Source organism: Sphingobacterium multivorum, assembly GCF_900457465.1.
GTDB lineage: Bacteria > Bacteroidota > Bacteroidia > Sphingobacteriales > Sphingobacteriaceae > Sphingobacterium > Sphingobacterium multivorum.
This window is the reverse complement of record NZ_UAUU01000008.1, coordinates 556,663-580,890: the sequence shown is the minus strand read 5'-3', so window position 1 is coordinate 580,890 and position 24,228 is coordinate 556,663. Positions and strand designations below refer to the sequence as shown.

At 39.0% G+C, this 24,228-nt stretch carries 21 protein-coding genes and 1 pseudogene; 10 read left to right on the top strand and 12 right to left on the bottom strand.

Features of this window, described 5'->3' with window-relative positions; all coding sequences use genetic code 11:
• Positions 1-4,206 carry a malto-oligosyltrehalose synthase gene (treY, locus tag DTA23_RS11035; protein WP_172462385.1) on the bottom strand — a complete coding sequence of 1,402 codons (4,206 nt, stop codon included), beginning with the start codon at positions 4,204-4,206 and terminating at the stop codon, positions 1-3.
• A 196-nt stretch (positions 4,207-4,402) separates the two neighbouring features.
• Here treY and DTA23_RS11030 point away from each other — a divergent pair, with 196 nt between their 5' ends.
• The 6 genes from DTA23_RS11030 to DTA23_RS11005 all read left to right on the top strand — a co-directional run bounded on the left by DTA23_RS11030 (position 4,403) and on the right by DTA23_RS11005 (position 7,754).
• Positions 4,403-4,885 carry an adenylyltransferase/cytidyltransferase family protein gene (locus DTA23_RS11030; protein WP_112374727.1) on the top strand — a complete coding sequence of 161 codons (483 nt, stop codon included), beginning with the start codon at positions 4,403-4,405 and terminating at the stop codon, positions 4,883-4,885.
• A gap of 15 nt (positions 4,886-4,900) precedes the next feature.
• On the top strand, positions 4,901-5,386 hold the full coding sequence (locus DTA23_RS11025; RefSeq protein ID WP_070560786.1) for an adenylyltransferase/cytidyltransferase family protein: 486 nt from the start codon (positions 4,901-4,903) through the stop codon (positions 5,384-5,386).
• A gap of 56 nt (positions 5,387-5,442) precedes the next feature.
• Positions 5,443-5,841: a hypothetical protein gene (locus DTA23_RS11020; protein WP_112374726.1), complete on the top strand. Its 399-nt coding sequence runs from the start codon at positions 5,443-5,445 to the stop codon at positions 5,839-5,841.
• Between the two features lie 318 nt (positions 5,842-6,159).
• Positions 6,160-6,654, top strand: a complete 495-nt coding sequence (locus tag DTA23_RS11015) for an RNA polymerase sigma factor (protein WP_046676284.1) — start codon at positions 6,160-6,162, stop codon at positions 6,652-6,654.
• 95 nt (positions 6,655-6,749) lie between these two features.
• Positions 6,750-7,220 (top strand): hypothetical protein, encoded by a 471-nt coding sequence (locus DTA23_RS11010; protein ID WP_046676283.1) that lies wholly within the window; start codon positions 6,750-6,752, stop codon positions 7,218-7,220.
• Positions 7,221-7,343: 123 nt separating this feature from the next.
• The gene (locus DTA23_RS11005) at positions 7,344-7,754 is read left to right on the top strand and encodes a DUF6157 family protein (protein WP_112374835.1); all 411 of its coding nucleotides are present in this window, start codon (positions 7,344-7,346) and stop codon (positions 7,752-7,754) included.
• A 30-nt stretch (positions 7,755-7,784) separates the two neighbouring features.
• Here the strand turns inward: DTA23_RS11005 and DTA23_RS11000 are convergent, their stop codons facing one another.
• Positions 7,785-8,255: an NUDIX hydrolase gene (locus tag DTA23_RS11000; RefSeq protein WP_112374725.1), complete on the bottom strand. Its 471-nt coding sequence runs from the start codon at positions 8,253-8,255 to the stop codon at positions 7,785-7,787.
• The gene (gene xth, locus DTA23_RS10995; protein WP_112374724.1) at positions 8,248-9,033 is read right to left on the bottom strand and encodes an exodeoxyribonuclease III; all 786 of its coding nucleotides are present in this window, start codon (positions 9,031-9,033) and stop codon (positions 8,248-8,250) included. Before xth ends, DTA23_RS11000 begins: the two co-directional genes overlap by 8 nt.
• 459 nt (positions 9,034-9,492) lie before the next feature.
• Here xth and DTA23_RS10990 point away from each other — a divergent pair, with 459 nt between their 5' ends.
• Entirely contained in the window at positions 9,493-10,674 is a 1,182-nt protein-coding gene (locus DTA23_RS10990; RefSeq protein WP_112374723.1) for a glycosyltransferase, read from the top strand.
• 120 nt (positions 10,675-10,794) lie between these two features.
• Here the strand turns inward: DTA23_RS10990 and DTA23_RS10985 are convergent, their stop codons facing one another.
• The gene (locus DTA23_RS10985) at positions 10,795-11,319 is read right to left on the bottom strand and encodes a CinA family protein (protein ID WP_112374722.1); all 525 of its coding nucleotides are present in this window, start codon (positions 11,317-11,319) and stop codon (positions 10,795-10,797) included.
• Positions 11,320-11,370: 51 nt separating this feature from the next.
• Positions 11,371-11,682, bottom strand: a complete 312-nt coding sequence (locus tag DTA23_RS10980) for a hypothetical protein (protein WP_053003998.1) — start codon at positions 11,680-11,682, stop codon at positions 11,371-11,373.
• Positions 11,683-11,898: 216 nt separating this feature from the next.
• Between DTA23_RS10980 and DTA23_RS10975 the strand changes: the two genes are divergently transcribed.
• Positions 11,899-13,089, top strand: a complete 1,191-nt coding sequence (locus DTA23_RS10975) for a hypothetical protein (RefSeq protein WP_112374721.1) — start codon at positions 11,899-11,901, stop codon at positions 13,087-13,089.
• A gap of 87 nt (positions 13,090-13,176) precedes the next feature.
• Here DTA23_RS10975 and DTA23_RS10970 read toward each other — a convergent pair whose 3' ends face one another.
• Positions 13,177-13,521, bottom strand: a complete 345-nt coding sequence (locus DTA23_RS10970; protein ID WP_370445087.1) for a winged helix-turn-helix transcriptional regulator — start codon at positions 13,519-13,521, stop codon at positions 13,177-13,179.
• A 258-nt stretch (positions 13,522-13,779) separates the two neighbouring features.
• Here DTA23_RS10970 and DTA23_RS10960 point away from each other — a divergent pair, with 258 nt between their 5' ends.
• Complete coding sequence (locus DTA23_RS10960; protein ID WP_112374719.1) at positions 13,780-14,940, top strand: metallophosphoesterase; 1,161 nt, start codon at positions 13,780-13,782, stop codon at positions 14,938-14,940.
• 202 nt (positions 14,941-15,142) lie between these two features.
• On the opposite strand, the gene DTA23_RS10955 is transcribed toward DTA23_RS10960, so the two are convergent.
• Positions 15,143-15,523: a DoxX family protein gene (locus DTA23_RS10955; protein WP_239468868.1), complete on the bottom strand. Its 381-nt coding sequence runs from the start codon at positions 15,521-15,523 to the stop codon at positions 15,143-15,145.
• Between the two features lie 284 nt (positions 15,524-15,807).
• Here DTA23_RS10955 and DTA23_RS10950 point away from each other — a divergent pair, with 284 nt between their 5' ends.
• The gene (locus DTA23_RS10950) at positions 15,808-16,341 is read left to right on the top strand and encodes an O-acetyl-ADP-ribose deacetylase (protein ID WP_112374717.1); all 534 of its coding nucleotides are present in this window, start codon (positions 15,808-15,810) and stop codon (positions 16,339-16,341) included.
• 12 nt (positions 16,342-16,353) lie between these two features.
• Here the strand turns inward: DTA23_RS10950 and DTA23_RS10945 are convergent, their stop codons facing one another.
• The 5 genes and pseudogenes from DTA23_RS10945 to DTA23_RS10920 all read right to left on the bottom strand — a co-directional run bounded on the left by DTA23_RS10945 (position 16,354) and on the right by DTA23_RS10920 (position 24,110).
• Positions 16,354-16,827 (bottom strand): hypothetical protein, encoded by a 474-nt coding sequence (locus tag DTA23_RS10945; protein WP_112374716.1) that lies wholly within the window; start codon positions 16,825-16,827, stop codon positions 16,354-16,356.
• Positions 16,828-17,216: 389 nt separating this feature from the next.
• On the bottom strand, positions 17,217-18,347 hold the full coding sequence (locus tag DTA23_RS10940; protein WP_112374715.1) for a cytochrome-c peroxidase: 1,131 nt from the start codon (positions 18,345-18,347) through the stop codon (positions 17,217-17,219).
• Positions 18,348-18,478: 131 nt separating this feature from the next.
• On the bottom strand, positions 18,479-19,942 hold the full coding sequence (locus tag DTA23_RS10935; RefSeq protein ID WP_146753060.1) for a DUF6850 family outer membrane beta-barrel protein: 1,464 nt from the start codon (positions 19,940-19,942) through the stop codon (positions 18,479-18,481).
• 67 nt (positions 19,943-20,009) lie between these two features.
• A pseudogene (locus tag DTA23_RS31070) lies at positions 20,010-20,658 on the bottom strand (DUF4876 domain-containing protein).
• Between the two features lie 686 nt (positions 20,659-21,344).
• Positions 21,345-24,110: a TonB-dependent receptor gene (locus tag DTA23_RS10920; RefSeq protein WP_112374711.1), complete on the bottom strand. Its 2,766-nt coding sequence runs from the start codon at positions 24,108-24,110 to the stop codon at positions 21,345-21,347.
• Positions 24,111-24,228: the final 118 nt, after the last annotated feature.

Below are 24,228 nucleotides of genomic sequence, written 5' to 3'. Positions count from 1 at the left end.
TTAACGGTTGTATAATTTCGTGTAGTAAACTAATTTCTCCTGGTGGTTTGCTGCAAATGCCCCTTTTTGCATACGCCATACCCAATTGCCAGCTGTGCTGGCGGGACGGTTCATGCGGCAAGATCCATCAAGATTCAGGATATCTTGCATCGCGATAATGACGCTGTCTGCAACGGATGCGTAGAGTGAACGTATGAGGACATCATTTAGATTTGTATTTTCAACGATTTGCCCATAGTAATTATTGATCCTTTCTTTGCCCGCTCCATCGAGATCTTGATTAAACCAAGACAGCGAAGTATTATTGTCGTGGGTGCCCGTATAGGCGACAGTATTGCGGTTATATTGATGCGGGATATGAGGTGAACGGGGCATATCGTTGCCAAAAGCAAATTGTAATACGGCCATTCCCGGAAAATTATATTCATTACGTAGCTGATATACCTTAGCGTCTATGTCACCAAGATCTTCGGCGATAAAAGGCATATGATCCAACGAAGTTTTCACATGATCAAAAAAATCCGACCCGGGCCCTACAACCCAGCTTCCATTTTTTGCGGAAGTTTCTTCATGGGGCACTTCCCAATAGGAAGAAAATGCTCGGAAATGGTCAAGCCGTAACGTATCGAATAGCGTACAGTTATGTGACAAACGTTCCACCCACCATTGATAACCATCTTTTTGAAGTGAGATCCAATTATAGGTTGGCATACCCCATAATTGGCCGTCGGCGTTGAAGTAATCGGGTGGTACCCCCGCAACATGATTTATAGTACCGTCTGCTTTTAATGAAAAGTACTGCGGATTGACCCACACATCGGCAGAATCATAGGCAACATAAAATGGGATATCCCCTATAAACCTAATCCCATAATCACGCGCATAGTTTCTTAACGCACTCCATTGCCTAAAAAATAGGAACTGAAACCATTTTTCCTGTTGCAATTCATCTGCAAATCGAGTGGCGAAATCTTCCAGCGCTGCGCTATCGCGAAGCTTATAAAGCGCTGGCCATTGATACCATGGACGATCGTCATGTCTATTTTTCAAAACTTTGAAGAGTGCATAATCATCAAGCCAGGAAGATTCGCGGTCTACAAACTCGGAAAATTCATGCGTAGGCTGCGCTGGAAGACGATGGAATGCCTTTTCAAGGAGCCGATATTTTGAGCTGTTTATTTCCGTGAAATCTATTGTTTGCAAGCCCTTCTTTTTCAAGGTCTTTAATTCATCCTTATTCAGCAAGCCAAATTTTAATAATTCCTTTAAATCGATGAGTAAGGGATTTCCAGCCCTGCTACTTAGCGTGCTATAAGGCGAATAACATTGTGCTAAGTCTGTAGGCCCCAATGGAAGGATTTGCCACCAGCTTTGGCCACCACGTTGGAGCTGTTTAACAAAACGGCGAGCTTCATTCCCGAGATCTCCGATCCCATAAGGTGACGGTAATGAGCTTATATGCAACAATACACCGGAACTCCTTTTCTGAGTGGAATCTTTATATTTTAAGATCGCCATGGGAAGATCCTTAAAAATAGCATTGATAGGAATTTCTGTGCCTTCGCCACTGCTATCCATCAAAACATGCTGCCAAGTCACTGAACGATGAGTTAAGAGATGAACTTTTGTATCGGACCAATCAAATGAACAGGGCACAAATTTTGAGATTTTACCAATAGCGGCAAGATGTAGCGGTAAAATCACCACTAACCACTCATCCCCTGACCTACGTGCGAAGGCCAATATATGTTTCCGATATCGACCACTCACCTTCAGTGAAATATAGCTGCTATTCGGTGCAAGTGTATGATCGTCCTTTCTCAGTTTCACCAATTCCTTTATCAACCAAAGCTTTATTCTTCCATCGTGTCTATTTCGCCATAAAAATGGAATTCGCTCTTCTTTGGCTGTCTCTTCGATCGTGTCGAGGAGACCTTTATTTAATTCATAAGCTATAGGTCGTCGGTTGTCGGGATCAACAAAGCTATAGTTCCAAAGTTCTGATCCCTGATAGATATCGGGTATACCAGGACAAGTAAACTTTAAAATTTGCTGAATAAGTGAATTCAATATCCCATAATCAGCGACTGCCTCAATAAATTGATAAAAGCTCGTAAAAAAAGGACGGTCTTTGTCCAGCAAAAAAGAAGCGAAGTCCCGAACTGAAGCTTCATAAACTAAATTTGGATTCTCCCAGCTTGAGCGTTCTTTACCTTCGCGAAGGTATTTAACCAAGTAGTCCAAAAAACGTTCTTCAAATGATGCTGTATTTGCCTTCGCATCCTGTTTCTCCATTGGATAAGAGGAGACCAAAGACTGGTAGATGAAATATTCATCATTTGGGTGCGGAATGTCCTTTCGATATTCATTCCAGACCACATCCTGCCAAATGCGCAGTTGTTTTACCCACTTTTGCGCCATAGCAGTCAGGACCAAAAGACGGCTCCGTGAATCCTCCCCCCGCTTGGTGTCGTGCGTTGAACTGGCGTTGATTGACAGTGGCCAATCTTTTTGCCGATCCTGCATAAATCGGTGAAATTGCTTGATACTAAGCCCTAAATTCTGTGGATGGTCACCCACTTCATTATGTCCAATAAACCGGTTGTAGGTGTACATCAAGGTATCTTCCACCCCTTTTGCCATTACTGGCCCAGTCAATTGCATGCAGCGGAGAAAGAAATCGGCCAAAGCAGTTTGGTTCGGCGATTGATAAGCTACCTGCGCTTGCTGAAACTGATTTCGAAATTGATCGACCAGCTCTTGGTCGAGCTCGGGGTTCTTCATCAACTTTTCAAAAAGTGAAGACACAAGTTCGAAGTTCGTTATTGACAATGGAAAGCAATCATCATAAAGCCGATAGACCGGAAAAAGGGCAATAAAGGACTTTAAAATGTCCTTTAGCGCATCCCGCTTCTCTTGGTCAACAACACCCAGGAGTGATGCTAACGATTTGGCAAGATTGTCGAGCTCTCCCTGCATCTGATCTGTAAGAATCTTACATTTTTTTGCATATTGATCTTTTTTAATTGATAAGTTTTCGCCAGTAACTTTGCGATAATAGTTATTCAATATTTTCTTTCCCGACTGGCAGGAACATACATTATTACAAACTGATAAAAAATCATAGCCCGTTGTTCCCTGTATAGGCCATTCGATCGGGAGCTTCTCTCCTTTCTCCAGTATCTTTTCAGCGACGATATACGTTTTCGGACCGATATATTTTCTCAAATTGTAGAGGTAGGCTGTGGGATTATAAAGTCCATCGATATGATCAATGCGGAGTCCATCAATCAGCCCCTCGTCAACGAGTGTTTTGATTAGCTCATGAGACTGCTTGAATACTTCTTCGTCCTGCACATTTAAACAAATTAGTTCGTTGACCGTAAAAAAACGTCTATAATTTATTCGTTGATGTGTATGCCACCAAGGACAAAGCTCATAATTCTGACTAGTTACCAATTCAAGAATACGATCGGGATCCGCATTAAAGCGTTGCAGCGTAGACGTAAGTATCTCGCCTGAGAGACCTTTAAAGATGTGTATTCGCAACTGCTTCCACTCTTCGTTATCTCCATTGGTTTGAGTGGTATTTATCTGAACCAAAAGGCCGCTAAAATCGGCTTGTGTGTCCCGTAAATAATCGCCCAATATAAAGCCATAGGATTCTGGTGAAATTGGATAAACATTTCCTTGATAAGAAAGTCGAAGACTATCATCGGAAGAAACAACTGTAATTTCATTGTCTGATATTGCTTCATCCAAAGTCTTTGCTAATATAGGTACCATTAATTTTCCCTGCTCAAATAAATTCGAACTATAGCAGGTATCAAAAAAACGGCTAAATGTTGATGACTGTCCAAATTCCAGCAGATCCATGAGCCATTCGTTCGCTGGATGAAATGCCATGTGATTTGGAACGATATCCTGAATCCATTTGATATTGGATTCTCTTAATTGTTTCTTAATAGCCCTGAGCTCGTCGAGTGTACCTAATTCTGGATTTATCTGATGCATATTAACACCGTCATAGCCATGGACACTCCCCGGCGTTGATTGTAAAATAGGTGCAGCATAAATCGTATCTATACCTAGATTAAGCAGGTAAGGAATTATGGCTTTAAAATCAGCAAAGTTAAACGCTTTATGAAATTGAATTCTGTAGGTTGTATTTGGCTTATTAATGGATACATTTCTATTCGTCTGCATAGCGCTTGATTTCATTTTAGTTCAGAACGCCAGCCAGCCATTTTAGTTCAATCGTTTTTCAAAAAAGGGAAGTTGAAATGAGATGGAAGGGTGTTGAAAATAATAAGGCAAAAAAATAATTTAAAATTAAAACGAATCTTGCTGAGCTGCGTTCTACCTGTACTTCTTCAATAATTGCAGTTTAAATTATTATAATATGAAAAAAATAGGAATTACGTTTTTCGCTTTTGATCTGCTTCATGCAGGTCACATTAAGATGCTCGAAGATGCCAAAGAACAGTGCGACTTTCTGATTTGCGGTCTGCAGACAGATCCAACGCTGGATCGTCCAGAAAAAAACAAGCCGACACAATCGGTATTTGAACGCTATATGCAATTAAAGGCATGTAAACATGTGGATATGATTATCCCTTACGCTACTGAGCAGGACCTAGAAGATGTTTTACGTTCATACAAAATACATGTTCGCATTTTGGGTGATGAATATATGGATAAGGCATTTACAGGCAGACAGTATTGCGAAGAAAAAGGGATACGACTTTATTTCAATAGACGGGAAAACAGGTTCTCGAGTTCGTCTTTGCGAAGAATAATTGCATCGAAGGAAAACACTAGTAAGGGCGCCGTAGTCAGTATAAACGATGGGGCTAATTACGCGTTAAAGCGCATAAATGCATAAACTAATATTAAAAATATGATTATAGGTATTATTTTCGGCGTATTTGACATGTTGCATGTAGGCCATATCGTTGCGCTACAGGAAGCGAAGAGTCAGTGTGATTATCTCATTGTGGGACTTAAAACTGATTCAAATGTACAGGAAGCTGATGGCCATGACACGGCTCAGACCATGGTCGAAAGATTCATCAAATTGGAAGGCTGTCAGTTTGTTGATGAAATCATCCCTTTTGAATCGGATCACGACATTACAGATATGCTTCAGTCACTACCTGTCCACAAATTCTTTATAGGGGAAGACTATAAGATGGTTGATTTTTCAGGCAGAGATTATTGTATTTCAGAGGGAATTGAAATTTGTTATACCAAGAACAAAAACCGATTTTCAAGTCAGTCGCTTCGAAAAATTGTGAGTGAAAAAGAAATTGAGAAGGCGGAAAGGAGTTTTGGCGCAAGTTTAAAATGCCATTCCGCAAATATTATTTCAACCACACCCCAATAAAGGAGCAATGAAATATAGATACTGCAGGCTTGTAAACAACAACAATATCGTTCATTATGGAAAAAATCAATATCGGTATTATTACGAGTTTAAGAAAGCAGTTGTTTGCCTATCGCATCCTTTTTTCTGAACATATACAAAGTCCCGCAAGGGTTGTACTAGAAGCAGCATCTCTTGAATCTATTAGCAGCAATTCTCTCATTCATGAAAAGCCTGAATTGCTGCTGCTCGATTATCGTTTGGTATTTAAAGATACCGCCCTTTTCTTTTCGCTTCTAAATAATCGCTATCCAAACCTGATCGTTATTGTTCTTGTGGATCAAACTCAGCTAAAAGAAGCGAAGCGATGTCAACAGTTTGTTGATGCCTATGTAGCCCCAAACATAGAGATTCTCCAGCTTTTTACACAGATTAGGAATCTAACAGTACGCTCTCCCTTCATGAACGCACATTAGTATAACAAGTGATGGCTTCGTTTTTTAATGAAATACCTGAGATAAGCGTATAAATAACGTGTACTTTGAGGCATTACCGAGAAAATTCCAATCGCAAAAATTTAATACGGTTTTAAATCCTTAGCTGATTATGTTGGCGCGACTCATACAGTGAATATAACATACTGATAATGAGCAGTTATAACCAATATTAAGTATAAATTACATCTTCCGTAATATTTACCTAAAGATCGTATCAGCGTTCCAACACGCAGCATTTTGACTAAAATCTGCACTGTTGTTGTTCTATAATAGCCGTAAAATTTAGAAAATAACAACATGCAGCACATCGAGATAAACTCATTTTTTAAAGAAAAAAGAAGCCTACTCAAAAATTTCGCTTCGCAATTTACTTCAGATCCGGAGATTAAAAATGATCTTATACAGGACACCATGGTTAATGCATTAAAATCCATCGAAAAGCTTATACATAATCCTAAGGTGGGCTCATGGTTGTATGTGATTATGCGCAACATTTATATTAACCATTACAGAAAAACAAAACGTACTGAGAACTATCACCATGAGTATGCAGCTTTAGCCAGTGCGGATTCTGTTTCAACAAATTTAAGCAGCAGCAAATTTATCCAGGATGATATCCAAAAAGCATTGCGTCAGCTTTCCGAAGATAATTATGAAATTTTCAACATGTTTCTAGAAGGTTATAAATATCATGAAATCGCTGAATATATGCAGATGCCTGAAGGTACTATTAAAACACGCATTCATTTTATTCGAAAGACCATGCAAAAGCAGTTAGCAATATATCATTAATATAGGGGATATATTAAACTATAAAAAAATAAAAATTAAAACTATTTACAAATAAATCTTGTTATTTAAACATTATCACTAAATAAATAAATATTATGATTTCAAACAAAACATTACTTGCTTCACTAGCTACCGCAGCGATTTTAGTTTCGTGTAATAATCAAACACCGCAGGAAAAGGCGGCTGAGAAGATGGAGCATGCGGAGGAAAAAGCAGCTGACGCCAATGAAGAGGCAATGAAAACTTCCGAAGATGCTGCGACGAAAGATGCAGAAGCTGTTGTTTATTCCGATAAAGCGGCGGCTAATGCAGCCATTGCTTCAGTGACAGCCCCTGTCCTTTCCAATGATAAAGCCAAGGAGCTTTATACAAAATTAGGTAAAACTTGGGTGGATCGCATCAATGCAGAGTCTGCAGATCAAGCGTTGGATAAAGAGAAATCACTGTTGGATATTAAAAACGAGATCGAAAAAAGTCTTGCTGATGGAAAAATATCTGCTTCGGATAAAGATAACATCATGAAATACCAATCGGATTGTTTAGCCGCTATTAAAGCTGCGCTCTAGAACATACGAGCATAATAATCAATAAATCATAGGATATTTTGCGATTCACTTTCAAATCGTAAGATATCCTATTATTTTTGTTGTTATCCTTACGGCTCCATTGATTAAAGAAAGATGAAAATTATGAAAACACATTCAACCAATTATTTTAACACATTGATTGAAGCTGCTGCAGATACCAAAGTAGTTAAGGGCACTATTCCACCATCAAAAAGCAATAAAACCGTTGCTGAACGACAATATGAATTAATCGCCTCTGCACCTTATCAGTATACATCTGACGATATTATTTTCCAAGTCTATGCGGAAAGAAGGGATCTAACACCAGATGAGTATCCTGAAGCAAGAGCAGTTTTTTTCTCAAGAGGACAAGCTTGCCTGCGAGCTTCCCCGCTTACAAAAACCTATGGGTATGGGATTCATAGTAATAGTGAAGGCAAGATCGCTCTATATGGAATGGAAACAGCAATTTATCAGAAGTTTGTAGCGGATGATAATACAGCGAAAGTTAAAGCAATGAGGTCTACTAGGTAGCACTTGCAAAATAAAATGGTGTTGAAAAAATTAACATTTCTCATGAGCAATCACTTGCTCCAAAAAAGAAATCTGCCGTTCGTTTATTTTCTTCCTAGCTTCCGCAAATGTAAACCAACCTCCGCGATCTACTTCTGGATAAGTTTGCATTTTTCCGGATTTCGGCGGCCATTCCATTTCAAAGGTATTGCTTACCAGATCAGCAGGATCTATATCTCCTTCAATCGCCCAGCACTTAACTATTTTTCCTCCTTTCTGTTGAATAGCTTGTAGCGCAATAAAATTTCCGCTGGGAAGATAGCCTGTCTCTTCAATAAATTCCCTTTTGGCTGCTTCAAGTTCATCTTCATACAAATCGATTTCTCCCTTAGGGATTGTCCAAGAGCCTTCATCTTTTTTCGTAAAATAGGGGCCACCAGGATGTACTAAGAAAAAATAAATTTCTAGCGCCTCAAATTTATACAATAACAATCCAGCACTGGTATTTATCTTTTTAGCCATTGTTGCTGCTATTCCGTAACCGAATCCATGTAGGGGCATGATCGCTGCTCTTTTCCCAGCCGCGAACATGGCGATCAATACCGCCTTCAATCAAACGATTCTGAATTGAAGGGCTTAATAGGATATGATCTATACGCAAACCGGCATTTCGACTATAAGCCTGACGAAAGTAATCCCAGAACGTATACACCTGCTGATCCGGAAAAAGCTGACGAATCGCATCCTGCCAGCCCGCTTCAAGAAGTTGACTGAAAGCCTCTTTAACCTCCTTTCTGAACAATGCATCGTTGACATATTTTTCAGGTTTATAGGTATCCATTTCGGTTGGAATAATGTTAAAATCGCCGATGAGTATCGCTGGAATATCCATACTAAGCAACGTTTTGGCCCGCTTAGCTAAGCGCTCAATCCACGTCAATTTATACTCAAATTTGGGCCCGGGAAATGGGTTCCCATTGGGAAGATAAAGACAGCAAATCGCGACTTGCTGGATCATAACCTCCAAATAACGGCTTTGAACATCTTCGGCATCACCTGGAAGCGCTCTTGAGATTTCTTCGATCTCATATTTGGAAAGAACCGCAACCCCATTCCAGCTTTTTTGACCGTGCCAAACGGCATGATATCCGATGGCATTAATTTCTTTCAGTGGAAAACGTTCCTGCGGAGATTTCAACTCCTGGAGGCATACAACATCAGGCGATTCTTCGGCCAACCAGCGAAGCAAGACTGGTAGACGCGCATTGATACCATTAATATTATAGGTAGCTATTTTCATGAACTCATTTTTAACTTAAATAAACAACCAAAGGAACCTCTTTATTGTTTGAAACTGCTAAGAAAAATTTAAGCGAGGAAAATTGAACATCTTTAGCAAAACAGCACTTATTTATGAAATTTGTATGGGATTAAATGACTATTTAAGTGATACGACGATAAATTCATTTCTCCAATGCTATAAATACGTATTTAACCTGTATTTTTCGGAAGTTCCTTAGCTACCCTACGCTATTTCTATTCAAAAACTACGGTTAAAGCTTCATAAACATCCTTTAGGTATAAATTTTGTTTCAATTACATCAAAAGAATTTACACTCAAATAGCGTACGGATATGGAAAATATTGAAAAGAAAGCAAAAAAAATAGGTTTGGAAAAAGGCTACTATTTATTGCTAATGGCCATTTTGGATCTTCCAGTTGAAGAAGTACAAAATACAGTAAAGGAGGGTTAAATCATATGAAAAAAATAGCAATCATCAGTACTTGTCCGCCTCAAGAATGTGGGTTAGCAACTTTTACGAAAGACCTTAAACAAGGTATGGAATTCGATCCTACTGTACAAATTGACATCATCGCTTTATCTAAACATGGATTAGAGGATTTTAATGAATCTGTACGCTTTGTCATCTTTCGGGATCGACTTGATAGTTATCATCAAGCAGCTCGTATCATCAATGAGGAATATGATTATTGTATTGTGCAACATGAATTTGGAATATTTGGTGGTGCCGACGGTATTTTCATCACACAAATCGCCAACAATCTTACTATACCATTATTAACCGTATTTCATACTATTCTGCAAACCCCTTCATTGCAGCAGAAAGAAATTATGGAATTACTTCTGGAAAAATCTCAGGTGGTTGTCAGCTTATCGCCAAAAGGAGTAGAATTGTTAAAGGAGCAATTTGATTCGGCTCTTACGGATAAAATTAAAGTTATACCGCATGGCGTGCCACAGTTTGACTATAATCAGGGGTTAGCCAAGTACAGGTTGAATTTACAGCAAAACTTTGTGATGATGACTTTTGGTTTAATCGGAAGAAGTAAAGGGCTTGAATATGCCATAAAATCCCTATCGGGTATCGATCTTCCTGAATTCAAATACTTGATTGTTGGAAAAACACACCCCAATGTGCTTGCCCATGAAGGTGAATCTTACCGATTCGAACTTCAAAATTTAGTTGATCAACTAGGTTTACAGGATAAAGTTGTTTTTATTGATAAATTCTTAACGGATGAAGAACTTAAAGAGTATCTGACAGCATGCGATATATACTTATCCCCATACCCTCACGAACAACAAATAAGCAGTGGAACCTTATCTTTTGCAGTAGGCGCGGGAGCTGCAGTTATTTCCACTCCTTACTGGCATGCCAAAGATTTATTGAAAGATGATCGTGGCATTCTTACCCCATTTAACGACATAGAATCCATGCGTGGCAACATCAAATTATTGTATACCTCCCATCGACTACTCGCTTGGCATCGTTTCAAAGCACGCAGCTACGGAGAACAAACTGTATGGAAAAACGTAGCAAAAATGTATATCGAGCTTCTAAATGGAGTAACAACACCGGTGAGATCTTTAATTGATTATGAAAAATACCTCTCTTTTGATTTGAAAAGAGAAGCTTAAAGTTAAAGGGCTGTCCGAGGAGTCTAACTTTTCAGGGCAGTGATTAACGTGGACAGCCCTTCCTTTTTACTATTTTATGTACATCCCATCCAATTCAACAACCTTTCGGATAATCAATTCTCAAACGGATTGGCTTGACTTTTTACTTACCCTATTTAGTCGTAATAGCCTATTTAAAGTTTCGAATGCCTTTATGGTATAATTGGCCTGCGCTTCTTCCATTTTGACGCTCGATTGAAGTTCAATTTTTTCGGTAGATATAATCTTGTCCTTTTCAGCAATTGAAATATAGGCGAACAATTTACCAGCTGATTCGGGCACGGATGTTGCATATCCGGTTGTGGCAATAGCCCATGTTGTACCAAACAGGTTGCTTACTGCAAGTGCCATTTCTTCGGTAATTTTCGGAGATACGCAGTCGCATCTTTCGGCTTCCTTTGCATCTACCTTTAGTATTTTTATCTTAGCATTAATCGTATAGGTGGTCACTCCCCCAGCGAAAACTTCCATTGCTCCCTCCATCTGTGTACAGGCTAACTGCAACAATCCCGCTGTCACGCTTTCAGCAACGGCAATACGATCTTTAGCATCTTTGAGATTTTGAGCGACTTCGCGCAGTAACAATTCTGGAAACTCTATTTTCATTATATATTAATATAAGGTCATCTACATATGAAGGCATTGCCTACGCTATCTTTATGCCACATGGTATATTTTAATCTCAGGATTATTGCTTATTAGTGGTTTTAGTGCAACGAGGATGATATTATTGTATAATTCTGTTGACAAAAAGGCCTCAGCATCTTCATAAGTATCAAAGCCATATAAGAGCTGTATATCCTCATCGCTGAAGAGTAGCTCTTGTGTTTTCGCTCCTTTTATTTGTTCTCGAAATAAATCTTTGAACTTATTATATGTACTTGTCAATTCCCCCCTATTGGAAGAATTCATTTTTAACACAATTTGCAAATATGCTGTCGTCATTTGTTCCTTATTTTTATTGTCCATAATGGTTTAAATTTCCCTGACCCGGTACGAATGGATTGGAATTGCCCAATCCAAATGTCTCTAAAAACCAAACAGCTTCTAACCAAAGATCGTTTGTAATAAATTAATATTCCTTCGTTATCTAAGCTAACTTTAGCATAAACATTTTAGATGATATGCATGTTAAGTAAAAGGACGATCTTTGCATACTAACATTGAGATAAAATCTATCAGCACATGATATATTCAAAAATAGCGCTGTCAACTGTACTTTTCGTATTAATGGCACTCACTTGTACAGGCCAGAGTTTTGATCGCCAACTGAGGAATCAAAAGGAAAAGACGCAAAAGGAATTTTTGAAGTTTATTACTGAAATAGGAAGTAAAATAACGGATTCGACCTTAACGACCGAACAGCAAAATGCATTATTTAACCCGATCGTTGCGTATGCTCATAAAGAACATACTGGCTTAACACGATTGCGCAAAAAATATTTTGAAAAAATACAGGCTCCACCAACAGCACTTAATGCATTTATTTTTGATAGCAAGCCTCCTGAGGAACTGTCAAAAATGTTGGAAACCCCACAATTCACGACAGTAACCTTGCTACAGTGTTATCGACCTATCGAAATAGCGCGACTTATCAGCGGAATTATACAACCTATGATTTACCAACAATCGAACATAGGAACAAACGAATCTACAATAGCTTATGCCTTTGGAAATCAAGTCTTCGTTAAACAATTAAAGGAGGAGGTTTGGCAAATTTGGCTAGTAAATAAGCTTTATATGCTTAAGTTCAACCTTAATCTCCAAACGATGGTTATCCAAAATTCGGAATATACGCTATCCAATAAAGTGGAATATTTACGACTTGGGATTCCGTTCGTGCCCCAGAAACCAGCCAATGAATTAGAGAAACTCTACCAGGAAATGGATGAAATACGCTGGAACAGCTATTCATCAACTTGGATACAACAACTCAGCCCTCAAGAATGGCAAGATACTATTGATAAGCGATTAGGTACATTTTACCTAAAAAATCAGCCCCGCTTCATAAAAGTTCAAAATGAAATACTCAAGGATCTGGAAAAAGCAAGCAATTTGGATACGAACTGGCAAGAATTGCACTTATCTTCCGATGAAAATATACAATTGACAAAAACCTTAAAAAACCATATTTTGCAACCCGATGAAGTTGCACAGCAGCTATTTTCATTTTCAAACGGCATTATCCCCTTTAATCAAGATGTTGAAGAAATTGGAAAAAATGCGATGTCAGGGTTTTTACACTATATCGTTGGACATGAAAAAGACCAGGTGTGGAAAATTAGATCTTTAGGTTATTCCATTGCATTCGAATATAAGTGGGACCTAAAGCAAGGCCGGTTCTCTGAAATAAAAATCTTTCAGAGACCATCCTAGTGTAAATTCCATTGTGGCTATACTAAACTTTTTTGAATTAGGTATCGATAAAAAATCAGTGCTGAAAACAAAGCCGTCTTTATGTTATCATTTTATGCTTGGCGCCCCATTTTTCCAACTGACACAAATAGGGATAAGTTCTGCCGCAATTTCAGTCAATTGATACTCCACTCGAGGGGGCACTTCCGCGTAAGCAATCCTTTTAACCAGTCCTTGCTTTTCCAGCTCTTTGAGCTGCAAAGTGAGCATGCGATCTGTAATCCCTGTAATCAATTGTTTAATCTCACCAAACCGCAGCTTGCCATGCTGTAATTTAGCAAGTATCAACAGCTTCCATCGGCCACCGATCTTACATACAGCATACGCTAAATCACATTCAATAATATACTGTTCATTAATCCTATTGGTTGAATTTTCTTTTCGTTTTCCCATAATTTAAAATCTCTTTAATAGCATACAATCCACTGCAAATAGGGACAAATTTAAGACTTCTACCCTAGATCTGTGGCACCACATTCGTCAATAATATGACACAAAGCGAAAGAAGGTTATAGCTCCAAAGCTAATAATCATCAGCTTTGAAAATAATTTAAAACCGAAATTATGATTATGGAGAAAAACAGCTATTTTAGATTTGGTAATCCAATTATTCATTCCAAATATGCCAGATTCAAATTTTAGACTTCGAATATGATCCAACAATTCTATGCCTATCTAAAAATTTTAATGCTATTCATTTTTTTAGATCTTCTAATATTTTTAAGAATACGGTCATTATCAACTTGGAAATCGAATCGAAAGCTACTAAACATAGTCTGGTGGTCTATCAGTATACTTTCCTATCTATCCATATTTCTTAATTTATTTTTTAGATGGACTAGTTTTGAATCTGCCTGTTTGGTATTTTTTCCAGTTTCGTTGCTATTGGGTAAGATAATCTGTCTTTTTTTTATTGGTATTGATGCGGTTGTGCATATTTTCAACATAATAAACAAACGAATAAAAGAAACTAAATCGTTGCCGAAACAAATTGGAAATTTACCCTCCATAAAAAGATCAGATTTTATAGTCAAAAGTGGTCTCCTGTTAGCCAGTGTCCCCATCGTTGCACTTACACGTGGATTTGCCTTCAATTTGTATAAGTACCAGGTCAACCACCTCGATTTAATTTTACCTAATTTACCGAAATCATTTGAAGGAATTACTATAGCCCAAATTTCCGATATACATGCAGGTAGTCTATTTAATTCAACTGCTGTAAAAAGAGGGATTGACCTTTTGTTAGCACAGAACCCTGACATCATCTTTTTTACAGGGGACCTAATCAATGATTTTGCTGCTGAAATGGAAGATTATTTATCCATATTTGATAAAGTGAAGGCTCCATTAGGTACGTTCTCTATCCTCGGGAACCATGATTATGGAGATTATCATTTTAACAGACATCATTTCTTTGATCAGAAGCATTTGACCAAACAACAAAACCTTTCAAATCTCAAATCCATTCATCAACAACTGGGTTGGCAACTACTTCTCAATGAATCGAAAGAACTCGTACTGAATAACGAAAAGATTACGATTATAGGCGTCGAAAATTGGGGCGCAAATAATCCACAAAATTATGGGAATATCGATCTGGCCATGTCTAAAGTAGATAAATCCTCGCCTATCAATTTGATGCTTTCACACGATCCCTCCCATGGCGCGCAGAGATCCTACCCAAATATCCCACAATCGACGTCACTTTCAGCGGGGCATACGCATGGGGGACAATTCGGCTATAACAACCCGAATTATCAGTGGAGTCCGGTCAAATATGCTTACCGCGAATGGGCAGGCCTGTACCGGTGAAAAGCATCAGGCACTGTACGTAAATGTTGGCTTCGGTTATCTAGATTATCCCAAGCCGAGTTGGGATACTACCGGAGATCACTATATTTCACCTGAAGAGTAAAGGTTAAAGCAAGTTAAATACTGTCCCTGATGGATTTTTTCACCCCAGTACATATTTTCGGGTAACTCATTAAATTCATCACAGATTTCAACACAATTTCTAATCGAATTTCCTATCGGCTGGTCTGAAATACCAAGAAGTAGCAATTAGAATAATGTATAATAGTGCCGGAGCCATTAAAGCGAAAGAATCTCCCGATGCAATATGCGAATACAAGGCACCAGTAGCCGTAAAGAAAATACCCGCATATGCCCATTCTTTCCAAAGTGGTCTTTTGGGCCAAAGCAAGGCAACCACAGCTAATAGTTTCCAGATTCCTAGTAAAGCAAGTATATAACTCGGATATCCCAAATGGTCTATATTTTGTATCCCACCTGCACCTTCTGTTTGAATTTTAAAAATCTGTATGATAGCAGTTGACAATAACCCTACAGCCAACCATATGGTTGCTATCCAATAAATTATCCGATTTCTTTTCATAATGCGTTGATTTATTTATTATCCTGTTAATTACTTTACATTCCTAGCCACCTCTCCTATCTTCAACACCCGGTATTATCCTTGCCACCCAAGATAAAGCAGCTCTTTTACTGACCGCTCTTTATTATGTAGTTATTTGACTACAAATATAAGAGTAGCTATTTAACTACACAATATTTTATTGCATTTTTTTACCTGAGGCATTAACTTCAATGGCTATATCCCTAATACGGTGATTAAACCGGCTATTTTATTTTTCATATCTTTGAATTAAGATTAATCTTATGTCACATAATACCAATAAAATAACCGTAGTAAAGGGCGATATAACACAAATTGCCGTCGATGTTATTGTAAATGCTGCCAACACGTCGCTACTTGGAGGTGGAGGTGTAGATGGGGCTATTCATCGCGCCGGTGGCCCGGAAATTCTGGAAGGATGCCGTAACATTGTGGCTAAACAAGGAGGCTGCAAGGTAGGTGAAGCCGTCATCACAACTGCAGGCAAGCTAGCCGCGAAATATGTAATTCATACAGTTGGTCCTGTGTGGAATGGAGGGAAAAATCACGAAATTGAAAAATTAGAAAGCTGTTATTATAATGCACTCAGATTAGCTGTTGAAAATGGTTGCCATTCGATAGCCTTTCCCAATATCAGTACAGGGATCTACAGATTCCCGAAAGAACTAGCGGCTCAAACATCCATCCGCGTCATTACGCAATTTCTGATGGCAGATACAAGACTTTCGCAAGTCAAAATAGTATGTTTTGACGATGAAAACTTCCGGCTGGTCGATCAGCTATTAATGCAAGCCTAGGGGAAAATTATCCTACTCCGCTTCAAATTCCCATATATATTCATAGGAAGGAACAGACTTGTCAATGTGTGGAAATTGCAGTTTTTTGAGTTCCCTAATATGCTCAAAATCTTTATTTAGAAGCAAATATATACCCGCATTCTTACTGATTTCTCCCAATATTTCTGGGGTAATCTCTTTTTCTCGACTGTTGGCAGATATGATCATTTTAACAATTTGCTTGCCCGATGAAGTTATATACGGATTCAGCTTATAGGGCCCCGGAATACCATTGTTTTCGTGAGATTGTCCTGCCAATACATCATTGATATAGATAGCATAGTCTACATTTCTTATTTCATGATAGAGAAAGTACGATTTTACGACCGAGGCTATTCCGCTATGACCAACTTCAGCAACCTCTTCATTTCCCCTATCTCCACCGCTATTGTTACACGACATAAACAACACAACACAGTACACAGCAATGACGATAATTTTTTTCATTTCGTATTTTCTCCTTATTTTTAAAACTGTCGCAGTATTCCTTTGACAGCGATTCTAAGCCAATACGACCAACAAGTTAACAAACCAATTTAAGGCCCTAAAACAAGAAATTGCAGATGGCTATACAGCTTATTAAGATACAAATTAGTAGGAACAAAAAAAAGGAGGTAAACAAACAGATATGCCCAACTTTTTAAAATTTCTTTATAAGTCATTAGAATTCACGATATTTGAAAAAATAAACACCCTACCAGTATCTGTTTAAAACATTGGTTATCCAATAGCTGGATAACCATTTTTTTGCAAGAAGCTATCCTGAAGTTGCCCCACTCTCAATATAGCATGTCTAACAGTATGTAAACACAGCTTCACGATTGTTCGGCTGTCATCTATCTAGGTAAACTTTCGGGACGGCGCATACGATAAGAAGTCCCTGTGATGGCGTGCAAAAAGGCCTCAATATCTTTTATTTCATCTTTTGTCAGATTTAGGGGTTGCATCAATGGATCAGTTACAGGATAAAGTGGATCTTTTGCTTTCTGCTCAGCAGTAGCGGAATTCATCTGCATACCACTATTGTACATATTCAACAGACCGGTCATATTCCAAAACAATCCGTTGTGCATCCACGGATCGGTATTCATCACGTCACGTAGCGATGGTGTTCGAAAACGTCCTACATCAGCAGGATCCTTTGTAATCTCGTATCGTCCCAGGTCCTGATATTTCCGTTTGTAATAGGTGAGACCAATATTGTGGTACAGATCATCGGTAAAAAATTGACCATTATGACAATTCATACAGCGCGCTTTGGTGCGAAATAAATGAAGACCGCGAACTTCCTGATCTGACAACACTTTATAATTGCCATCTAAAAACTCATCAAAACGACTTCGCCTACTTGTTAATGTCCGTTGAAAAGCACTCAAGGCTTTCAGCACCTCTGGCATCGAATAATCGGCTTCCCCGAAAGCATCCACAAACAATTTGTTGTATGCGGAAATGGCCTTTAGCTTGGGAATCAGTTTTGTCAATTCCATATCCATTTCATGATGAGCCTCAATAGGCCCCAAGGCTTGTTCCTCCAATGAACCAGCACGACCGTCCCAAAACAATTCCTTGCGTGCATACACATTGAGCAACGATGGCGTATTACGCGTGCCTTCAAGATGATCATTACCAACTGGCACGGTAAGCTTGTCAGCCCAGGAAGTTTGCGGGTTGTGGCAGCTACTACAGGATATTTGATTGCTTCCCGATAGAATGGGGTCAAAAAAAAGATATTTCCCCAACTTCACATCAGGCTTTTCCATTAAAGAAAAATAACCGGTATCGATCTTGGGTAGCGACTTAAATTCATTCCAATGAGCCCCAGCATCAATTGTTGGTTTTGGCCATTCGCTCACCGGCCGTCGATAATAAAGCTGTATCTCATCATCAAAGGCTTGCTGTTGATCTTTCATAGAAAGCAAACCCACAAAACCAACAATAGTAGCCAATACACAAAACTGCTTTTTCATTCTCTCTTAATTATGCTTATAAACAAGTACGATAACTATTTTAAAATATATAAGAAACTCCCAATTTACCCGAAAACCAATCTTTACCTGGCACACTTGACAACTCATAGTCTATCGGTACCAAATTACCCCTACACTGATAATCCATCTGGAGCTGTATGCTCCAATTGTTCTTTGCATGATGCGTGCCCCCATACCCAGGACATATTCCAGCTATTACGTGGAGCGGTGTCGTAAAGATAATCTTGATACAGTATCTGCTTTCCAAAATCCCCTGTATTCAACTCAGATACGTAGAGATTATGGCTTGGTGACCATTGTTTAGTATAGCCGATTGTTCCTATTATGTCGGCCGACTGGCCGAGCCGGAATGTTCGATTCAGTCCCAGTCCCAGTTTAACTTGATCAAATTCCATTTGGTTACCACTAACACCATCTTTTTTCTCGGTCTTATACATACCAGCATGGCCTTCAAACAAATACTGATGTACGGCTAATTGAGTTTTAAACGAAATTTCATGCCGACGATAGGTGTAGTTATTTGCTAGATAACTATAATTAAAATCCTGTCCATTTTCAATTTGTCCCTGCAGCGCTACTCTTAGCAATCGCTTACGATGCATCTGCCGGCTCCATAAAAAATCGATTGATCCGATATCTTTTTTATAATCATTTAAGGACAAATAGGTCTGTTTTGAGTTATCATTTCGTCTGAATGATTGTTCTTCATTTAGATAGCGACTATTAAAATAGATCTTATTCCTATCATTGGTTTTCAGCAAGATATGCGCGCCGACGCCTTTACGGTGAATAATATCGTTGTAATTGATCTCTTTTAGTCGCTCACTCGCACTTCCAAAACCGTTCATCATCCAATTGACATACAATGGGTCTTCTGTATTGGTTGTATACTTGTCATTTTTATAGCCCACGTTGACCCGTTCAGAACCATATCCCCAAATACCAGCAATATGATAAGAAAGTGTTGGCAGATTGTGACCAACACTCAATTCAAACTGCAGGTTCATATCTTTGATATCGCCTCTGGGATCATTATTGGAGTAGTGAGAGCCTAATCGATAATCGATGCCCAGGGAAATCGGGAGCTTAGCATCGAAGAATGCTCTTTGGATTCCCGCATCGAGCTTATAGGTCTCTCGACTGTATTTATTTTTTCGCAACGAACCAAAATACAATGGCGCATCGACATTCCATCGTGACTGATGGCGCAAAGCAGTACTGTCTTCTGCGGAGCGGTCATATGAAAATCTTCCCCAAAAGCTAGTTTTGCGCCAATCGGTCTTCCCTTCCGTATACAATTGGGATTGAATGAGCCCATCAGTTCCTTGCGCCGCCTTAAAGTCCCCTTGCCCCCTGCTGTGCCGAATACCAAATAGAGAAGATCTATTTTTGATTTCCTCAGGAATCCATACCCTATTTCGTATGGCCATATCATGCATTATTACAAATGATGGCTGATACCAATAGGTCAAAGCTGCTGTTGAATCTAAAGAATTAGACGTACTCTGCCCGAAGACAGCGTGGTGGGCTAAGAAAGCCCCCAAAAATAACATGATGTATCTCACACTTTTCATTCAGGTATTTTTTATAAAATACCAGCTTTCCAACGAAAAAGCTGGTATTGGGAATAACCGTTTTTCATTAATCACCAAATCCAAATGGATTTGCTTTTATCGCGATAAAATCTTCTGTGGAATTATTTGTATCTTTTAATTTACGAACTCCATTGTTCGTTTTTTCGGTTTTGCGAATTACAGATTGCGATGAATAGCCACCTAATGGTGCGAAAGTAAAACCTGCATCCTGTGACGCCGTCAATTTTTTAGGAATTCTCGCGTCCTTGGTGTTTGGCTGTACTTCTACGGCATCCATAATCCAACCGATAGGTAACTGTCTGTATTTTTTTTGCGGTGGAAGTCGGAACACTGATGGACGGTTCCGCATAGCTCTTCAAATTCTCCACATCTGAACGATTCGCGTGCTTAAAAATAACATAAGCATCCCGCCCTAAATTATCCAATATCCAGTCATTCCCCGTATAATCCAATATCTCCACATTGGGAACAGCCGGATTGTCAATATCTGTTGCAAAAGGAGTTTTGCCAGGGATATCTCCAAAATAAACCTCAAAATTAGCTTTACTCAGATCTACTGTAAGATCCGGATTCTTGATGGCTACTTCTTTTCCATTATTACCAACAAACGGTGCTTTATGGTTTAGCGCATTTTGCGCAATTACAATGCTTTTACCAGGTTCCACTGGATAGGTCTTTCCATTGCCAGGAATCATAAATAAATCTCTTAAGTAAACATAGTCTGTATTTTCTGATTCGTAGCCGCCCATTCCTGAAGATTTACTCCAATCCAATTGGCCATTGGATTGATAGTAATCGGATTGACTGGTCGGAGATTGCCTTCCCCATAACCGGCCAAAGTAAAGACTATCAGCATATAAAACACGTTCTGTATTATTGTAAACTTCAAAAAACTGATCCCTGAATACCGCTCCTTCTTTATTATCAGAACCTGCATAGTAAATCTGCTTGATGACAAAGTCGCCCAATAGACCTGCAACCAATTCCATATCCAAAGTCGTAGAACTGGTTAAACTGATTTTTTTCAGCGAAGCATTGAATGTCACGTCTTCAATACTTGATTCTCCTGTCAAACTGTTGTATTGCGCTTTGGGTATCGTAATAGAAGCATCAATATCATATTCACCCGGTATAATAGAAGTCAGGTTGACCACACCTTGGGACGAAGAATATGTAGCACTGGTTTTTGTTGCCAGATTGGTTATCTTAACAATAACCTTGCTTAAGTCCAACTTGGTATTAAAATTTTCAGAAGCATATTTTAAATTCAGCTTAATATCCAGCGGTTGTACACCGGATGTATTATCTTTTTTACAGGAGATAAAAGGTAAAAAGAGAAAAGGAATTAAGTAACGAGTTTTCATTGTGTTTAGTTTTTATGTTAAAATTTATAAGTCAGTTGGGCGCCATAGTTGGGAGATGAATTTGGGGCTTGCACTGAAGAAGCTCCTTCCCTATAAAAGCGCGGTTGGTAATCCAGAAAATTATAGACGTTAAATGACAGGTAAATATTCTTGCCTATTTCCTTGGCCATATTGAGACCAAAGTTCCAGTAGATGTAGTTGTTTTCAATATTTACCAAGTCAGCTTCATTTTTCCTTGCTGTGTATAATTCGAGATGCTTCGGATTGTTTATATCAAATTGATCAATGATATGATACGTATAATCACGTGTATAATATCCTACAGGAATAATATCTCGGTAATTAGATTTATTGTAGTTTAATAATTCACAGTCTGCACTCAGTTCAATAATCAAACGCAAAGCCGGAAAATGAGTTGAACTTCGTAACTGCGCTCGACTTAAATAGTTCTTGGTAGATTTGGACGGAAAAAATCCAAGGATAACGTCATCTAACGCTGTCTTTTCGGCATTAAAATTCAAACGGCTCAGCGCACTGGAACTAGAATTGGCTAGGGTAAATGCGGCAGTAGCGGAGAAAGTTGTCATAATCTGTTGAATTCTAGGTGTAGAATACATGACTTCCGCACCAATATTGGACGATTTATTACTATTGGCGAAGTACAGATTGGACATTAAATAGCTTCTCGTCCCCGTCTGTTCAACTATTGGTTTACCCCCGGGCACCGCAGTAGCCGAATAGGTTGGCAAGTCAATGAGTTGATCAGCCGTAACCGTGTTGATTCCGCGCGTATTTTTTTTATAGAAAAGATTCGTACGTAGCTGATGCCCATTCTTATGCCATGAAAACGATGATTCCAGCGTTTGCCCTACACTACTTTTGAGATTGCTATTATCTTTTTCATAACGCCGCAAGTAAATCAATGCCATACTTTCGTCAACCTTACCATTATAAGAGTTGAGCAATATAATTTCATCAAAAGTAGGCCCGGGATATAGTTGTGCTAATCCAGGAGATTTGAAGGATAAGCCGTATGCTAGCCCAATCTGAGTTGATTTAGAAAGTGAATAATTGATATTGGTTCTTGGAGAGATGGAAGAGTGACCATTCATAAGATCCCAGCGAATGCCCGCCCGCATGCTAAGATCCCTTCCCCATACTTTTGTCCGCATAGCATCCTCCGCATACAAGCCCAGGTTTTGCAAAGCGTTTGTTAATGAAAAATCATAATACCTATCCGATCTCGCTCCAAGATCCTTTTTGGGAATAGAAGGATCTGCAATTCGCCCCTTTCCACGGTTGATGTCATAACTATAGTTACTTCCAAAGTTTATTTTGTGGATAATATCGCCGGTAATTGCGATGGCATTTCCTTCCAATCGGGCATTTAAATTCAATGGTCTATTATCCACATGATCTAGCGCAGTATACTGACCAGGTGCATATTGTCCTTCTACAATTCCAGTTTGCACAGAATCGGTATAAAGCACGACTGCACCATTATAGTAATACTCCCGATAGGTTTTCTGCAGTGTTGAACTTATTCCTGCATTGAGACTAATGCTTTTAAGGAATTTATGGTCCAATTTGTAACTGGTTCGGCTAGCAGCATTCCAACCCCAGCCGCCAAAAGAAATGGCATTCGAGAGTGGGTCATCTGGATCTTTTCGGACCTGATCAATAACTTTATTGTAAGAGCCTGAGAAGGTTTGTTTCAGACGCTTATCTGCGCCAAAATAGTTTGTCCATATCAAAGTTCCGTTTACGCGGTCGTATTGTTTCAGCTTATCTCTATTGTCTGCGTAAGACTGCACATAACCTAAATCCACATTAATTGTCCCAAGCTTTTTTCCGAGCTGCATTCCCTTAGACAGACCATATGAAGTTGCATTGCTCCGCACTTGAAGCCTAAAAAAAGCCGGAGTCTTGCCTGCCTGCCTTTCGATAATAACGGCACCATTTGATAAATCGCCATAGCGTGCCGGTGCTACGCCAGAAATAACTTCCAAATGTTCGATATTTTCTATCGGAATCTGACGCAGATCCAGACCGCTAAACACGTTTTCTCCAGAATAGAATTTTCCCGTTGTCGGTCGACCGGTTAAACCATAATCTGAAGGTCTAATTGCATTCGTTGCGGAAGACATGCCAAATATTCCAGCGTTCCGCCCTTGCATATTTCCATTGTTACCCAAAACCATGTCATCCATTATGATAGCGACACCAAAGGAGTTATTCAGTTCATTCGCGTCTCGCGATCGTCCTGTAGTCTCACTAAAAGCACCTCTCAGCGTCAGATTTTGCATCTCCTGCACAGAAGGGGCTGTATTCTTCCGGTTTGGCAATCGGTTCAACAGATCGTTTAAACTTAGCGCCGGATAACGTTCAATCATTTCGCGATCAAATACGAGTGATGAGTTGCTCAACTCCCCTCTCTTCGCCTGTACCCCAACTTCTTCAAGAGCAAGACTCATATCTTGCAACAAAAAATTTTCAATCTTTTGCATCGAATCTAACAGGACTGTCCTTTCAACCTTTTTCTTACCAATGTAGGAAACCGATAGCGTAACACGTTTGCCATACTGCTCTTTAGGGATGGTTAAACGATATTCACCACGCCCATCGCTCATACTGGAGAATCCTAACTGATCCAAAATAACGGTACTTCCCAATAGGACTTTCTTATTACTATCAGTGATCTTTCCCCGGATGTATATCGACTGTGCATGCGCAACTGCAATTGTGTAAAATAAAATAAAACTAGTCCAATAGAGCTTTTTCATAAGTGAGAATAAAAGCGCACAAAAAGGCACATCTATTTAAAATGATTCTAAACAGATGCAAATGTAATGTATTTTAACACAGTATTTCCAATTATTTTTAATAATTCTAAATAAACTA

Coding starts and splice junctions, on each gene's coding strand:
- treY (WP_172462385.1), bottom strand. CDS start 4,206: ATGCAGACGAATAGAAATGTATCCATTAATAAGCCAAATACAACCTAC.
- DTA23_RS11030 (WP_112374727.1), top strand. CDS start 4,403: ATGAAAAAAATAGGAATTACGTTTTTCGCTTTTGATCTGCTTCATGCA.
- DTA23_RS11025 (WP_070560786.1), top strand. CDS start 4,901: ATGATTATAGGTATTATTTTCGGCGTATTTGACATGTTGCATGTAGGC.
- DTA23_RS11020 (WP_112374726.1), top strand. CDS start 5,443: ATGGAAAAAATCAATATCGGTATTATTACGAGTTTAAGAAAGCAGTTG.
- DTA23_RS11015 (WP_046676284.1), top strand. CDS start 6,160: ATGCAGCACATCGAGATAAACTCATTTTTTAAAGAAAAAAGAAGCCTA.
- DTA23_RS11010 (WP_046676283.1), top strand. CDS start 6,750: ATGATTTCAAACAAAACATTACTTGCTTCACTAGCTACCGCAGCGATT.
- DTA23_RS11005 (WP_112374835.1), top strand. CDS start 7,344: ATGAAAACACATTCAACCAATTATTTTAACACATTGATTGAAGCTGCT.
- DTA23_RS11000 (WP_112374725.1), bottom strand. CDS start 8,255: ATGGCTAAAAAGATAAATACCAGTGCTGGATTGTTATTGTATAAATTT.
- xth (WP_112374724.1), bottom strand. CDS start 9,033: ATGAAAATAGCTACCTATAATATTAATGGTATCAATGCGCGTCTACCA.
- DTA23_RS10990 (WP_112374723.1), top strand. CDS start 9,493: ATGAAAAAAATAGCAATCATCAGTACTTGTCCGCCTCAAGAATGTGGG.
- DTA23_RS10985 (WP_112374722.1), bottom strand. CDS start 11,319: ATGAAAATAGAGTTTCCAGAATTGTTACTGCGCGAAGTCGCTCAAAAT.
- DTA23_RS10980 (WP_053003998.1), bottom strand. CDS start 11,682: ATGGACAATAAAAATAAGGAACAAATGACGACAGCATATTTGCAAATT.
- DTA23_RS10975 (WP_112374721.1), top strand. CDS start 11,899: ATGATATATTCAAAAATAGCGCTGTCAACTGTACTTTTCGTATTAATG.
- DTA23_RS10970 (WP_370445087.1), bottom strand. CDS start 13,521: ATGGGAAAACGAAAAGAAAATTCAACCAATAGGATTAATGAACAGTAT.
- DTA23_RS10960 (WP_112374719.1), top strand. CDS start 13,780: ATGATCCAACAATTCTATGCCTATCTAAAAATTTTAATGCTATTCATT.
- DTA23_RS10955 (WP_239468868.1), bottom strand. CDS start 15,523: ATGAAAAGAAATCGGATAATTTATTGGATAGCAACCATATGGTTGGCT.
- DTA23_RS10950 (WP_112374717.1), top strand. CDS start 15,808: ATGTCACATAATACCAATAAAATAACCGTAGTAAAGGGCGATATAACA.
- DTA23_RS10945 (WP_112374716.1), bottom strand. CDS start 16,827: ATGAAAAAAATTATCGTCATTGCTGTGTACTGTGTTGTGTTGTTTATG.
- DTA23_RS10940 (WP_112374715.1), bottom strand. CDS start 18,347: ATGAAAAAGCAGTTTTGTGTATTGGCTACTATTGTTGGTTTTGTGGGT.
- DTA23_RS10935 (WP_146753060.1), bottom strand. CDS start 19,942: ATGAAAAGTGTGAGATACATCATGTTATTTTTGGGGGCTTTCTTAGCC.
- DTA23_RS10920 (WP_112374711.1), bottom strand. CDS start 24,110: ATGAAAAAGCTCTATTGGACTAGTTTTATTTTATTTTACACAATTGCA.